Annotated in this window: 8 protein-coding genes; all 8 read left to right on the top strand. The window is 72.5% G+C overall.

The window, feature by feature from the left end; translation table 11 throughout:
- Nucleotides 1-2 precede the first annotated feature (2 nt).
- The 8 genes from BM109_RS08675 to BM109_RS08710 all read left to right on the top strand — a co-directional run bounded on the left by BM109_RS08675 (nt 3) and on the right by BM109_RS08710 (nt 14,450).
- Complete coding sequence (locus BM109_RS08675) at nt 3-2,027, top strand: sensor domain-containing diguanylate cyclase (RefSeq protein ID WP_093342116.1); 2,025 nt, start codon at nt 3-5, stop codon at nt 2,025-2,027.
- 327 nt (nt 2,028-2,354) lie between these two features.
- Complete coding sequence (gene bcsD / locus BM109_RS08680) at nt 2,355-2,828, top strand: cellulose biosynthesis protein BcsD (protein WP_093342118.1); 474 nt, start codon at nt 2,355-2,357, stop codon at nt 2,826-2,828.
- The gene (locus BM109_RS08685; RefSeq protein ID WP_093342120.1) at nt 2,825-3,397 is read left to right on the top strand and encodes a hypothetical protein; all 573 of its coding nucleotides are present in this window, start codon (nt 2,825-2,827) and stop codon (nt 3,395-3,397) included. The genes bcsD and BM109_RS08685 overlap by 4 nt, the downstream gene beginning before the upstream one ends.
- Before the next feature lie 2 nt (nt 3,398-3,399).
- Nucleotides 3,400-4,227, top strand: coding sequence for a cellulose biosynthesis protein BcsQ (gene bcsQ, locus BM109_RS08690; protein ID WP_093342121.1), 828 nt, complete (start codon nt 3,400-3,402; stop codon nt 4,225-4,227).
- A complete protein-coding gene (bcsA, locus tag BM109_RS08695) occupies nt 4,224-6,455 on the top strand; it encodes a UDP-forming cellulose synthase catalytic subunit (RefSeq protein WP_218159365.1) in 2,232 nt (743 codons plus the stop codon). The genes bcsQ and bcsA overlap by 4 nt, the downstream gene beginning before the upstream one ends.
- Nucleotides 6,452-8,869 (top strand): cellulose biosynthesis cyclic di-GMP-binding regulatory protein BcsB, encoded by a 2,418-nt coding sequence (gene bcsB, locus BM109_RS08700; protein ID WP_256222436.1) that lies wholly within the window; start codon nt 6,452-6,454, stop codon nt 8,867-8,869. Before bcsA ends, bcsB begins: the two co-directional genes overlap by 4 nt.
- A 29-nt stretch (nt 8,870-8,898) precedes the next feature.
- Nucleotides 8,899-10,152: a cellulose synthase complex periplasmic endoglucanase BcsZ gene (bcsZ, locus tag BM109_RS08705; RefSeq protein WP_093342476.1), complete on the top strand. Its 1,254-nt coding sequence runs from the start codon at nt 8,899-8,901 to the stop codon at nt 10,150-10,152.
- Nucleotides 10,128-14,450: a cellulose biosynthesis protein BcsC gene (locus BM109_RS08710; protein WP_093342123.1), complete on the top strand. Its 4,323-nt coding sequence runs from the start codon at nt 10,128-10,130 to the stop codon at nt 14,448-14,450. The genes bcsZ and BM109_RS08710 overlap by 25 nt, the downstream gene beginning before the upstream one ends.
- Nucleotides 14,451-14,461 lie beyond the last annotated feature (11 nt).

Raw genomic sequence — 14,461 nt, forward strand, 5'->3', positions numbered from 1 at the left:
TGATGATCGGCCGGCCACGCGGGCGCCTCGAGCGCGTGTTCGGATCGCTCAAGGTCCGCCTCACGCTGGGCGGCATCGTGGCGCTGGCCCTGGGCATCGCGCTCAGCACCAGCGTGCTGCTGAGCATCGCCGAGCGCGACCTGCTCGCCGCGCAGCAGCAGCGCGAACTCGGCGAATCGGCCCGCACCGCCGCCCTGCTCTCGCGCAGCGTGGTCCAGTTGCAGCGCGCGCTGCTGTCGGTCGCCGAATCGCTCGACGAGGCCACGCTCGACGACCCCGTGGCGCTCGCGCGCTTCATGGACAGCAAGCCGATCCTGCGCGGGCTCTTCACCGTGCTGTACATCGCGCGACCCGACGGCGAGGTGCGCATCCTGGTCGATGCCGAGAACGGCGTCTCGCGGCCCGCGCTGCCGCTGACCCAGCGCAGCTATTTCCGCCGCACCCTGGCCGAGGGCCGGGCGATCGTCTCGGAGCCGCTGAACGGCCCGCTGTCGGGCGAGCCGATCGTGGTGTTCACGCAGCCGGCACGCAATGCCTCGGGCATCTACGCGGTGTTCGGCGGCGTGCTGCGGCTGTCCAGCCGCGACCTGCTCGACGGCCTGGTCGACCCGCAGGCCGGCGACGACAACGCGCTGCTGGTCGTCACCACGCTCGACGGCCGCGTGCTCGCGCATCCCGACCGCCGCCGCATCATGAGCTCGCTCGCCGACGAACCGCGCCTGGGGCAGGCCTTCAAGGCCTGGACCGCCGAGCACAGCCCGGCGGAGCCCGCGGGCGTGGCGCTGCCGCAGCCCGGCGAGATCGCCAGCGCCGCCGGCGTGGCCGGGCCCGACTGGATGGTGTGGCGCACCCGGCCCCAGTCCGAACTGACCGCGCCCTTCGCCACCGCGCGCGCCCAGTCGCTGCGCTGGGCCGGCCTGATCGTCGCGCCGCTGGCGCTCGCGCTGTTCGCGCTGCTGTGGTGGGGGCTGCGACCGCTGCGCCTGCTGGAGCGGCGCGCCCAGCACCTGTTCGACGGCAGCCTGGGCGCGGCCGACGGCTGGCCGCGCGCGGGCGGCGAGATCGGCCAGCTCGGCAACGTGCTGCGGCGCGTGGGCATCCAGCGCGCCGAGCTCGAGCGGCTCAACGGCGAAAGCATCGCCAAGCTCGGCTCGGTGATGCGCGCGGCGCCGGTCGGCATCGCGCTGGTGCGCGATGGCCGCTTCGACCTCGCGAGCGATGAGCTCTGCCGGCTGCTGGACTGCGCGCGCGAAGACCTGCTCGGCCGGCTGACCAGCAAGGTGCTGGTGCCGCCCGAGCCCGGCGAAACCCCGCTGGCCGCGCTCGAGGCGCTGGCCTTCGGCGCCGACCAGGCCTACGTGGGCGAATGCCAGGTGCAGCGCGCCGACGGCAGCCGCTTCTGGGCCCGGCTGCGCAGCAAGCCGGTGGACGCGGCGCGCATGGAGCTCGGCACGATCTGGATCCTGACCGACATCGACCAGCAGCGCCGCACCCGCGCGGCGCTCGAGTGGTCGGCCGCGCACGACAGCCTGACCGGGCTGGCCAACCGCCAGCGCTTCGAGGCCCATGCGCAACGGCTGATCGCGGGCCTGCCGGGCACCATGCCGGCGGCGATGGTCTTCATCGACCTCGACAACTTCAAGCGCGTGAACGACACCGGCGGCCACCTGACCGGCGACGCCATGCTGCGCGCGGCCGCCGGCGCCATCGCCTCGCGGGTGCGCGCGGGCGACCTCGCGGCGCGGCTGGGCGGCGACGAATTCGTGCTGCTGCTCGAACGCTGCCGCCATGCCGACGCGGTGCGCGTGGCCGAGGCCATCGTGACCTCGATCGCCGAGATCGCCATGCCCTCGCTGCCCGAGGACCTGCGCATCGGCGCGAGCATCGGCGTGGCCAGCCTCACGCCGCAGACGCTGAGCGTCGACGCCTGGCTGCACGCGGCCGACGAGGCCTGCTATGCGGCCAAGACCGCGGGCCGCGGCGTGGTCCGGGCGGGCTCGGCGCCGGCCGAGCGCGTGCCGGGCTGAGCGGCCGACTATCGACATCCCTCGGACTTCATCGCCAATCAGCCATCGCTGGCCGGAGCCACAAGGCCCACCAAAATCCCACTAGTTCACACTTCCTGGGGAAACCCCGGATCCAGTGAATCCATTTGGCTGACGAATACGTAACACCTAAGTTACCAGTTCGATGCCACGGGCCCCACGCGAAAGTCGGGGCCACGGATCGCACTGAACGGAACAGGCCGGAATGCGACTGGTTCGTCACGAATTCCCGACAATCAGCCGTGAACTAATACCAACTCAGTAAACGATTGTTGTCAATCGTTAACCATTCCCAGAGAATGCCCCAGCATGGAAGAAACAAACGGGGACCTCGATCACTTTGAACGCCGAGCCTGCAGCGCGCAGTGGCTCGCATTCAATCGCGGCATGGCAGCCGAGCTTGCCGCCGGGCTCCCGCCCGAGGATCTGCATCAGCTTTTCTTCCGCATCGGCGAGAACGTGGCGCGCACCTTTCCGGTGCCTCCCTGCGCGAGCCTGGCCGAACTGGAAGCCGAATTCAACGCCCGCTGGGACGGCATCGACTGGGGCTACAGCACCCTGCGCGAGGAAGCCGACGGCCTGCGCATCCGCCATGCCTGCAGCCCGCTGGCCATGGCTTTCGGGCCCGAATCGACTGGCTGGAGCAGCGGCTTCTTCGAAGGCGTCTATCAGACCTGGTTCGGCAGCCAGCGCCTGCCCGCCGCGCTGCGGGTGCAGGCGCTGCCGTCCCATCCGCAGCCCGGCGCGGTGATCGAACTCCGATTGGCGAGGTCTTCCCCATGAACAACGACGATCCATCCGCCGAGGACGTGGCCGGACTGTTCCGCAAGTTCGGCGGCGACTCGCATGTCTACAAGGAATTCGCACCGCCCGAGCCCACCGACGGCGAAGGCCGCGCCGGCTGGCCGCTGCTGTCGGGCGCGCCGATCGAGCGCGCGCCCGAACCGCCGCCAGCCCCGGTACCGCCGCCGCCCGTTGTACCCGTGAAGCCGGTGGTGCAGGCCGCGCCCGTGCCGCCGCCGGCTCCGGTCATGGCCCCACCGCCCGTGGCGGTGCGCCCCGCGCCGGCCATCGCGCCCGCCCGGCCGGCCGCCCCGCTCGCGAGCCCATTCGGCCCGGCGCCGACCGTGCCGCCGCCGGCCCAGCCCGTGCCCGCCTGGGCGGCCGCCCGGCCCGCTCCCGCTTTCGCCCCGGGGCCCGCCCCGGCCCTTCCCTCCACCGCCACGCCGACACCTCCCGCCTCGGACGCACGGAGCCCGACCGAGCTGGACGCGCTGTTCGCGCGCCTGGCGGGACCGCAGCGCCCCGAGCCCCCGCCGGGCCCCATGTCACGCTGGCGCCGGCCGACGTGACCATGGTCGTCATCCCCGTCATTTCATCCAAGGGCGGTGTTGGCAAGACCACCGTCGCCGCCAACCTGAGCACCGTGCTCGCCGAGCGCGGCCACCACGTGCTGGCGATCGACCTCGATCCGCAGAACGCGCTGCGCTTCCACCTCGCCAACGATCCGCACCAGTGCGTCGAAGGCCTGGCCGAGGTCGCGGCCGGCCAGTTGACCTGGACCCAGGCGATGCGCCCCGGCCATGGCGGCACCGTGGTGCTGCCCTTCGGCACGGTCGACGACGAACAGCAGATCGAGCTCGAGCAGCAGCTCGCGCGCTACCCGGGCTGGCTCGGCGACACGCTCGCGCGCTTCGCGCTGCCCGACGACACGCTGGTGGTGCTCGACACGCCGCCCGGCCCCACGGTCTACATGCAGCAGGCGCTGCGCACGGCGAACTTCTGCGTGGTCACGGTGCTGGCCGATGCCGGCTCCTTCGCCACCCTGCCGATCATCGAGCGCATGGTCGACAAGTACTGCCGCCCGCGCGCCGACTACGGCGGCAGCGCCTACGTGGTGAACCAGGTGGCGCCGAGCCGCCGGCTCAACCACGACGTGTTCGAGATGCTGCGCGCGCGCCTGCAGTCGGAACTGCTGGGCGTGCTGCACCAGGACGAATCGGTGTCCGAGGCGCTGGCCTCGGCGCTGCCGGTGCACCGCTACGCGCCCCTGAGCCAGGCGGCGCAGGACCTCTCGGTGTGCGCCGACCGGCTGCTGGCGCGCATCGCCGCGGTCGCAGCGAACCGCGCCGCCCACGCACAGCCCGCGGCCGATCCGGCCTGGCAGATGGAGTCCCGATGAGCAGCAGCAAGGCGCAGCCGGCATCCGAGGCGGGCTCCGCGCCGCCTCCCTCGCCCGATACCCCGCTGGGCGCCGACCGCCCGCCGCGGCCCGCGCCGGCCTTCCTGCGCCTGTGGCCGGTGCGGCTGCTGGGCTGGCTGATCCTGCTCACGACGGCACCGGCGCTGATCATCGCGCCCATGACCTTCGAGCAGCAGCTGGTGCTGTCGATCGGCATCTTCCTCGCGGCCCTGTTCGTGAACCGCTTCCGCGGCCACTTCGCGGGCCTGGTGCTGATGCTGCTGTCGGTGATCGTCTCCTCGCGCTACACCTACTGGCGCATCACCGAGACGATGTACATGGACAACATCGTCGACCTGGTGCTGGGCGTGGGCCTGCTCATGGCCGAGCTCTACGCCTTCGTCGTGCTGCTGCTGGGCTACATCCAGACCGCCTGGCCGCTGGGCCGCAAGCCCTCGCCGCTGCCCGCCGACCCGGCCGAGTGGCCGAGCATCGACCTGTTCATCCCGACCTACAACGAGCCGATGTCGGTGGTGCGCCCGACGGTGCTGGCCGCCCAGGCCATCGACTGGCCGCGCGACAAGATCAAGATCTACGTGCTCGACGACGGCCGGCGCCCCGAGTTCCGCGAGTTCTGCGATGCCGTGGGCGTGACCCACGTCACGCGCGACAACAACCGCCATGCCAAGGCCGGCAACATCAATGCCGCGCTCAAGAACACCAGCGCCGAGTTCGTCGCGATCTTCGACTGCGACCACATCCCCACGCGCTCGTTCATGCAGATCGCGATGGGCTGGTTCAACCGCGACGCGAAGCTGGCCATGGTCCAGCTGCCCCACTATTTCTTCTCGGCCGACCCGTTCGAGCGCAACCTCGACACCTTCGGCACGGTGCCCAACGAGGGCGAGCTGTTCTACGGCCTGATCCAGGACGGCAACGACCTGTGGAACGCGAGCTTCTTTTGCGGCTCCTGCGCGGTGCTGCGCCGCACGGCGGTCGAGGAGGTCGGCGGCATCGCGGTCGAGACCGTGACCGAGGACGCCCACACCGCGCTGAAGATGCACCGCCGCGGCTGGAACACCGCCTACCTCGCGCTGCCGCAGGCCGCGGGTCTCGCGACCGAAAGCCTCTCGGGCCACGTGGGCCAGCGCATCCGCTGGGCGCGCGGCATGGCGCAGATCTTCCGCGTCGACAACCCGCTGTTCGGCCGCGGGCTGCACTGGGCGCAGCGGCTGTGCTACCTGAACGCGATGCTGCACTTCTTGTACGGCTTGCCGCGCCTGATCTACCTGACGGCGCCGCTGGCCTACCTGTACTTCGGCGCGAGCGTGATCCATGCCTCGGCCTCGATGATCTTCGCGTTCGCGCTGCCGCACATCCTGCACGCCAACCTGACCAACAGCCGGATCCAGGGGCGCTTTCGCTACCTGCTGTGGAACGAGGTCTACGAGGCGGTGCTGGCCTGGTACATCTTCCGGCCCACGCTGGTGGCGCTGATCAATCCCAAGCTCGGCAGCTTCAACGTGACGGCCAAGGGCGGCCTGATCCAGGAGCAGTACTTCGACACCTCGATCGCCAAGGCCAGCCTGGTGCTGCTGGCGCTGAACTTCATCGGCGTGGCGCTGGGCATCTGGCGCCTGACCTGGGTCGATCCGCAGAACATCGCCACCGTGTGGCTGAACCTGGCCTGGACCATCTACAACCTGATGATCCTCGGCGCCTGCGTGGCGGCGGCCAACGAGTCGCGCCAGGTGCGCGCCGCGCACCGCGTGACGCTCGACGTGCCGGCGGCGCTGTACTTCGCCAACGGCCACTCGATGCGCTGCAACACCTTCGACTTCTCGACCGGCGGCCTGGGCCTGGAGCTGCCGACCGAGGTCAAGCTGGCGCCCGACGAACCGATCGAGGTGGCGCTGTTCCGCGGCGACGCGGAGTCGCGCTTCCCCGCCACCGTGCGCTTCAGCAACGGCAAGCGCCTGGGCATCCGCTTCGCGCCGATGAGCTTCGCGCAGGAGCGCGCGCTGGTGCAGTGCACGACCGCGCGCGCCGACATCTGGGCCGCGCGCTGGGGCAACCATCCGCGCGTGGGCGTGCACCGCGTGCTGGCCCACCTGACGAGCATCAGCCTGGTCGGCTTCAAGGACATGTTCTCCCATTACTACCGGGCCGGCCTCTCGCGGCTGCGGCTGCCCAAGCGCTCCGTCGGAACGAAGAAGGAAACCGCGTGACGATCACTCCGAAAGCGCCGCGCCGCGGCGCCGCCCCCTCCTTCCGTCCGGCCGCCCGCGCCATGCTGGCCCTGCTGGCGCTGACCGCGGCCGGCACGGCCTCGACGCAGCAGCAGCGCCCGGGCGCACCCGCCGCCGCCGCGCCGGCCTTCACGCCGGCGACCGTGCCCTCGATCGCGCCGGCCGCCGTGCCCACGCTCGCGCTGCCGCCCCAGCAACTGCCCGGCGCGGCCGGCGTGCCGGTGCCCGTCGCCAGCACGGCTGCCGCCGGCGGCACGGTGCGCGAACTCAACCTCACGCAGCTGGGCATCGACTACGCGATCCAGCTGCGCGGCATCAGCGGCACCATCGGCATCCCGTTCAACATCCGCGCCGACGAGCTGGTGACCTCGGCCTCGTTCCGCCTCAACTACGCCTACTCGCCCTCGCTGATCCCCGAGCTGTCGCACCTGAAGGTGACGGTCAACGACGTGCTGGTCGCCACGCTGCCGGTGAACCGCGCCGACGGCGGCAAGCCGCAGACCGCCGACATCCCGATCGACCGGCGCCTGATCACCGAATTCAACCGCATCAACGTCGAGCTGATCGGCCACTACACGCGCGACTGCGAGGACCCGGCCCACACCAGCCTGTGGGCGCGCATCGATGCCTCGAGCACCTTGCGCCTGAACGTGTCGCCGCTCAAGCTGAGCAACGACCTCGCGACGCTGCCGCAGCCCTTCTTCGACCGCCGCGACGTGCGCCGCGCGCGCATTCCCTTCGTCTTCGGCAGCGCCGAATCGGGCCCGCTGCTCGAGGCGGCGGGCGTGGTCTCGTCGTGGTTCGGCGCGCTCGCCGACTACCGCGGCGCCGTGTTCCCGGTCTCGCGCGGCCAGCTGCCCAGCGGCCATTCGGTGGTGTTCGCCACGCCCGAGACCAGCCTGCCGGGCCTGGTGCTGCCCGCGATCCAGGGGCCGGCACTGGCCGTGGTCGACCATCCGCAGGACCCGACCGCCAAGCTGCTGCTGGTGATGGGCCGCGACGCCAACGAGCTGCGCACCGCCGCCGCCTCGCTGGCGCTCAACAGCCGCGCGCTGTCGGGCGCGACCAGCGCGATCGCCGCGTTCCAGGAGCCGCCCGCGCGCAAGCCCTACGACGCGCCGCGCTGGGTGCCCAGCGACCGCGCGCTGCAGTTCGGCGAGCTCACGACCGCGGCCGACCTCTCGGTGACCGGCTACAACCCCGACGTGGTGCGGGTCAACCTGCAGCTGCCGCCCGACCTGTTCACCTGGCGCAGCCGCGGCATCCCGCTCGACCTGCTCTACCGCTACACGCCGCGCGTGCGGCCCGACCAGTCGACGCTCAACGTCAACGTCAACGAGAACTTCATCGGCGCGATCCCGCTGCGCTCGGCCAACCCGGCCGGCGACCGCTGGTACAACCCGCTGGCCGTCAAGCTGATGCCCGACGGCACGCTGGCCGAGCGCAAGGAAGTGATCCTGCCGCCGCTGGCGCTGGGCCCGCGCAGCCAGCTGCGCCTGCACTACTACTTCGAGCCGGTGGCCGGCCGCTGCATCCCGCAGCTCGACAACGTGCGCGGCTCGATCGACCCGACCTCGAAGATCGACGTCTCGGGCTTCCCGCACTTCATCGCCATGCCCGAGCTGGCGGCCTACGCCAACGGCGGCTTCCCGTTCTCGCGCATGGCCGACCTGTCGGACACCGCGGTGATCCTGCCCGACCAGGCCGACACCTCCGACACCGAGACCTACCTCGGCCTGATGGGCCAGATCGGCCGCGCCACCGGCTACCCGGTGCTGCGCGTGAAGGTGGGCCGCTCGGCCGAGGTCTCGCAGTGGGCCGACAAGGACCTGCTGGTGATCGGCAACCTGCAGAACCAGCCGCTGTTCACGCAGTGGGCCGAACGCATGCCGCTCAAGCGCGCCGCGGCCGCCAACGGCAGCGGCGACGGCTCGCCGCAGTTCAAGCTCTCGAGCTGGATCGACACCGCGATCGACTTCGTGATCGGCGCCCGCACCCGCGAGGACTTGCCGGGTTCGATGCAGATCGCGGTCAGCGACGACGGCCGCGACGCGGTGCTCGCGGGCTTCGAGTCGCCGCTGCGCAGCGGCCGCAGCGTGGTCGCCGCGATCTCCAACAGCACCTCGAAGGACGCGCTGCTCAACGCGCTGATGACACCCGACCTGCTCAAGCGCGTGCAGGGCAGCATGGCCATCGTGCGCGACGCGCAGGTGCACAGCGTGCTCGGCAGCGAGACCTACTACGTCGGCCGCCTGCCGCCGATCGCCTGGCTGCAATGGAACCTCTCGCGCAGCCCGCTGCTGCTGGCGGCACTGGTGGTGCTGCTGGCCGTGATCGGCGCCGCGGTGGCCTATGCCAGCCTGCAGATTCGCGCGCGCCGCCGCCTCAAGTGACGACCCTCGCCCCGGAGACCGACCCCACGATGCCAGGTTCGAAGCCCACGCTTCCCTCTTCCGTTCCCGACCGGCGGCGCCGCTCGCTGTTCGCGGCGGCGGCCGCCTCCGCGCTGGCCTGGACCGGCACGCGCGCGGCCGCGCAGGCCACGCCGCCCGCCGCTTCCACCCCGCCCGCCGCGCCGATGCCCGCCACCTGCCATCCCGCCGCCGACTGGAACGCCTTCGTCGCGCGCCACATCCAGCGCGATGGCCGCGTGATCGACTTCAACACGCCGCAGCAGCACTCGACCTCCGAGGGCCAGTCCTACTGCATGTTCCTGGCGCTGGTGCACAACGACCGCGAGCTGTTCGCGCGCGTGCTGGGCTGGGCCGAGACCAACCTCGCCAACGGCAGCATCGCGAAGAACCTGCCGGCCTGGCAGTGGGGCCGCAAGCCCGGCGGCGGCTGGGGCGTGCTCGATCCGAATCCCGCCTCCGACGCCGACCTCTGGATCGCCTATGCGCTGATGGAGGCCGGCCGGCTCTGGAACGAGCCGCGCTACGCGAGCATGGGGCGCAGCCTGCTGGCCATGGTGGCGCGCGAGGAAGTGGTGCTGCTGCCGGGCTTCGGCCGCATGCTGCTGCCCTGGCCCAAGTCGGTGGCCACCGGCTCGGTGTGGCGGCTCAACCCGAGCTACATGCCGCTGCAGCTGCTGCGCTATTTCCAGCAGACCGATCCGCAGGGCCCCTGGGCCGCGGTGGCCGACAACACGGTGCGCCTGCTCGCGGCCACGGCACCGCGCGGCTTCTCGCCCGACTGGTGCGCCTGGTCGGAGGACGCGCGCGCCTTCGTCGCCGATCCCGAGAAGGGCACGGTCGGCAGCTACGATGCGATCCGCGTCTACCTCTGGGCCGGCATGCTGGCCGAGTCCTCGCCCGACCGCCGGCCGCTGCTGCAGGCGCTGGCCGGCCCGAAGCGCCTGCTGGCCGACCGCCAGCCGATCCCCGAGCTGGTCGACACCGCCACCGGCACCGTGCGCGGCATGGGCCCGCTGGGTTTCGCCGGCGCGCTGCTGCCCTACCTGAAGGCGCAGGACATGCCCGAGGCGCTGGCCACCGAGCTGGCGCGCCTGCCCAATTCGCGCGCCGACGGCCAGCCGTCGACCGCGCTGCTTCCCTACTACGAACAGATGCTGCTGCTCTTCGGCCAGGCCTGGCTCGACGGGCGCTATCAGTTCCTTCGGAACGGCCAGCTGCAAACCTCATGGAGACTGCTATGTCGACCCACCCGCACGGCATGACATCGCCGCGCCCGACCCGGTTGCGCCGCGCTCCGGGAGGCCTGCCCTCCGCGCGCTGGCTGGCCTGCCTGGGCCTGTTCGCCACCCTCGGCGCCGCCAACCCGGCGCACGCCCAGGCCGACGCCGCCACGGCCCTGATCGAACAGGGCAACTACTGGCAGTCGCAGGGCCGCGTCGACCTCGCCGAGGAGAGCTGGCGCAAGCTGCTGAGCGTCAACCCGCAATCGGCCGACGCGATGTACGGCATGGCGCAGGTCGAGCTCTCGCGCGGCAATGCCGAGCCGGCGCGCAGCTGGATCGCGCGGCTGCGCGCGGCCGCGCCCAACGACCCGCGCCTCTCACGCCTGCAGCAGCAGGCGCAGAACCCCGGCCAGGGCAGCCTGCTGCAGCGCGCCCGCGCGGCGGCGCGCGCCGGCCGCGCGGCCGAGGCCGTGCAGCTGTACCGCGACCAGTTCGACAACCGGCCGCCGCCCGAGGCGCTGGCGCTCGAGTACTACCAGACGCTGAGCAGCACGCCGCAGGGCGCCGACGAAGGCCGCCGCGGCATCGAGCAGCTGGCGCGCGAATACCCCGAGAACGCCAGCTACAAGCTCGCGCTCGCGCAGTTGCGCACCTACAGCGAGAGCACGCGGCGCGAAGGCATCCGCGCGCTGGTCGAGCTCTCGAAGCAGCCCACCGTGGGCGCGGCCGCGCGCGCGAGCTGGCGCCAGGCGCTCATCTGGCTCGACGCACGCGCGCCCGACATCCCGCTGTACCGCGAGTTCCTCGCCAACAACCAGAACGACACCGCCGTGGCCGCGCGCCTCGAAGCGCTCGAGAGCGGCCGCACCACCACGGCCTCGGGCCCGGGCGTGCCGCTCGGCGAGGGCTACCGCGCGCTCGAGCGCGGCGATCCGGCGACCGCCGAGCAGCGCTTCCAGCAGGCGCTGCGCGCCAAGGCCGACGACAGCGAGGCGCTCGGCGGCCTGGGCCTGGTGCGGCTGCGCCAGGAGCGTTTCGCCGAGGCGCAGCAGTACCTCGAGCAGGCCGCGCGCGGCGGCAACACCAAGTGGAATTCGGCGCTGCAGAGCGCCACCTACTGGAACCTCGTGAACCAGGCCCGCGCCGCGCAGGGCCGCAACGACCTGCGCAATGCGCAGGCGCTGCTCGAGCGCGCGGTGCGCATCGACGGGCGCGAACCCGTGGGCCAGGTCGCGCTGGCCGACCTGCGCGCCGCCGCCGGCGAACTGCCGCAGGCCGAGCAGGGCTACCGCCGCGTGCTCGAGAGCAAGCCCTCGGACGGCCAGGCGCTGCGCGGCCTGATCGCGGTGCTGGGCCGCCAGGGCCGCGCCGACGAGGCGCTCGAACTCTCGCGCCGCCTCACGCCCGAGCAGGCCGCCCAGCTCGGCGGCCTGCGCGACATCCAGGTCGAGCAGGCGCGCGCCAAGGCCAAGCAGCAGGCCGATGCCGGCGACGCCGCCGGCGCGCAGCGCACGCTCGAGGACGCGATGCTCGCCGCGCCCGACAGCCCGTGGGTGCGGCTGGATCTCGCCAACATCTACCGCCGCCAGGGCCTGGTGGCCGAGGCGCGCGGCGTGATGGAGGGCCTGCTGATGTCGCAGCCCGACATGCCCGACGCGCTGTTCGCGAGCGCCCTGCTGGCTTCCGAGACCGGCGACGCCGCCGCCGGCATCCAGTACCTCGAACGCATCCCGGCCGGCTCGCGCACCCGCGAGATGGCCGCGCTGCAGCGCCGGCTCTGGGCGCAGTCGCAGGCGCAGCGTGCGCAGGCGCTGGCACGCCAGGGCCAGGTCGACGCCGCGCGCCAGCTGCTGGGCCAGGCCGAGGCCTCGCTGAGCAGCGACATGCCGAGCGAAATCTTCGGCCAGCTCGCGGGCGCCTATGCCGACATCGGCGACGCGCCGCGCGCGCTCGCGATGAGCCGCCAGCTGCTCGCGCGCACGCCGACGCCGACCGTGGCCAACCGCCTGCTCTATGCCTCAGTGCTGCTCAAGACGCGCCAGGACATCGAGCTGTCGGCCGTGCTGCGCCAGCTCGCGAGCACCAGCATGACCTCGTCCCAGCGCGCCGACTTCGACGCGCTGCGCATCGCCTACGCGCTGCGCCAGACCGATGCGCTGCGCGAGGCCGGCAACCTCGAGGCCGCCTACAACGCGATGGCGCCGGTGCTGGCCGAGCAGCCCGACGATCCCAAGGCGTTGGCCGCGCTCGCGCGGCTGTACTCGGCCGCGCGCGACGAGAGCCAGGCGTTGGCGCTTTACCAGCGCGTGCTGCAGCGCAGCCCGACCGACCTCGACACCCTGCTGGCCGCCGCCGCGAGCGCGAGCGCGCAGCGCAACCACAGCGACGCCGAGAGCTACGTGATGGCCGCGCTCAAGCAGGCGCCCGACGAGTCGCGCGTGCTGACCGCGGCCGGCCGCGTCTACCGCAATGCCGGCGACAGCCGCAAGGCCGAGCAGTACCTGCGCGCCGCGGTCGAGGCCGACAGCCGGCTCGCGGCCGGCGGTTCGCCCGGCGCGCCCGGTGTGCCGGGCGGCCTGCCGCCCGCGAACCCCTTCGCCGGCATGACCGGCGGCGCCGCGAGCACGGCCCTGCCCGTGCCCGCGGGCGCCGGCGGCAATCCCTTCGCCCAGGCGCGGATGCAACCGGTGGCCTATGCGGCGGCGGCCCCCGCGGGCGCGTACCCGGCCGCCTATCCCGTGCAGTACCCGGCCTATCCCGCCGCGCCCGCGAACGCGGGCTATCCGGGCGCAACGCCGTGGCCCGCGGGCTCGCAGCCCGCGGCCAATGCCAAGGGCCGCCGCACGACGAGCACCGCCGCACCCGCCGCGAACACGCGCACCGCCGCGCGCACGGCCAACACGCCCCAGGCCACGGCCTACATCGCGCCGCCGCTGCAGCAGTACCCGGTGGCCGGCGCGCAGCCGGTGGCGCCGGTCTACGCGCAGGCGCCGCAGGCCGGCTATCCGCCGGCCTACGTGCAGGGCGGCGGCCTGCTGCCGCTGCCGCGCCCGGGTTCGGCGCCGGCCGACCTCGGCTGGAACGCGGCGCCGCGCGCCCAGCCGCCGGCCGATTCGGCCGCGGCGGAACTGCGCGAGCTCGAGGCCGCGCGCTCGGTCTCCATCACCGCGGGCACCGTGTTCCGCAACCGCGCGGGCGAGGCCGGCCTGAGCCGGCTGACCGACTTCGAGATTCCGTTCGAGGCCCGCTTCCCGGTCGGCGACGGCAAGATCGTCGTGGGTGTCACGCCCACCTTCCTCGATGCCGGCTCGCCCGCGGGCGACTGGGCCACCGCCAGCCGCTTCGGCGGCGGGCCGGGCTCGGCCTTCACGGGCCTGCTGAACGGCACCACGGCGGGCCAGCAGAACGCCTCGGGCCTGGGCCTGAGCGTGGGCTACGAAGGCAAGAACTTCGGCGCCAGCATCGGCACCACGCCGCTGGGCTTCCAGCAGGTCAACCTGATCGGCAATGCCACCTTCAAGGGCGCCTTCGGCGATGCCTGGTCGTACAAGGCCGACCTGTCGCGCCGGCCGGTCACCGACAGCCTGCTGTCCTTCGCGGGCGCGAAGGACGAGCGCACCGGCGAGCGCTGGGGCGGCGTGGTCGCGACCGGCGCGCGCGGCGACATCGGCTACGACGACGGCACCTACGGCTTCTACGGCTACGGCGCGCTGCACGGCCTCACGGGCAAGAACGTGGCGAGCAACTCGCGCTTCGAGATCGGCGGCGGCAGCTACATCCACCTGCTGAGCGAACCCGGCAACAAGCTCACGCTGGGGCTCAACCTCGGCATCATGGGCTATGACAAGAACCTCAGCTACTACACCTTCGGCCATGGCGGCTACTTCAGCCCGCAGAGCTTCGTGAGCCTCGCGCTGCCGGTGGACTGGAGCGGTCGCAACAACCGGCTGTCGTGGCGCGTCAATGCCTCGCTGGGCGTGCAGGCCTTCAACCAGAAGGAAACGCCCTACTTCCCGACCGACAGCAACCGCAACGGCGATGCCGGCCGCGCGGCCGCCGGCGCGGCGTCGCTCGGCCTCACCAGCACGATCTACAACGGCCGCTATCCGAAGACCTCGAAGACCGGCCTGGCCTACAACCTCGCCGCGGTGCTCGAATACCAGCTCGCGCCGAAGATGTACCTGGGCGGCTCGGTCGGCCTGAACAACGCGCAGGACTACCGGCAGTTCACCGGCAGCCTCTACCTGCGCTACGTGTTCGACGGCTCGAGCACGCTGGGCGTGCCCACGGGCACGACGCTGCGGCCGCTGGTGTCGCCGTACACGCCGCTGCTCTGAACGGCGACGGC

It is taken from the genome of Variovorax sp. PDC80, from assembly GCF_900115375.1.
Classification (GTDB): domain Bacteria; phylum Pseudomonadota; class Gammaproteobacteria; order Burkholderiales; family Burkholderiaceae_C; genus Variovorax.

What these genes read in the sequence shown, in the direction of transcription:
- BM109_RS08685 (WP_093342120.1), top strand. Translation starts at nt 2,825, where the DNA reads ATGAACAACGACGATCCATCCGCCGAGGACGTGGCCGGACTGTTCCGC.
- bcsD (WP_093342118.1), top strand. Translation starts at nt 2,355, where the DNA reads ATGGAAGAAACAAACGGGGACCTCGATCACTTTGAACGCCGAGCCTGC.
- BM109_RS08710 (WP_093342123.1), top strand. Translation starts at nt 10,128, where the DNA reads ATGTCGACCCACCCGCACGGCATGACATCGCCGCGCCCGACCCGGTTG.
- bcsA (WP_218159365.1), top strand. Translation starts at nt 4,224, where the DNA reads ATGAGCAGCAGCAAGGCGCAGCCGGCATCCGAGGCGGGCTCCGCGCCG.
- bcsQ (WP_093342121.1), top strand. Translation starts at nt 3,400, where the DNA reads ATGGTCGTCATCCCCGTCATTTCATCCAAGGGCGGTGTTGGCAAGACC.
- bcsZ (WP_093342476.1), top strand. Translation starts at nt 8,899, where the DNA reads ATGCCAGGTTCGAAGCCCACGCTTCCCTCTTCCGTTCCCGACCGGCGG.
- BM109_RS08675 (WP_093342116.1), top strand. Translation starts at nt 3, where the DNA reads ATGATCGGCCGGCCACGCGGGCGCCTCGAGCGCGTGTTCGGATCGCTC.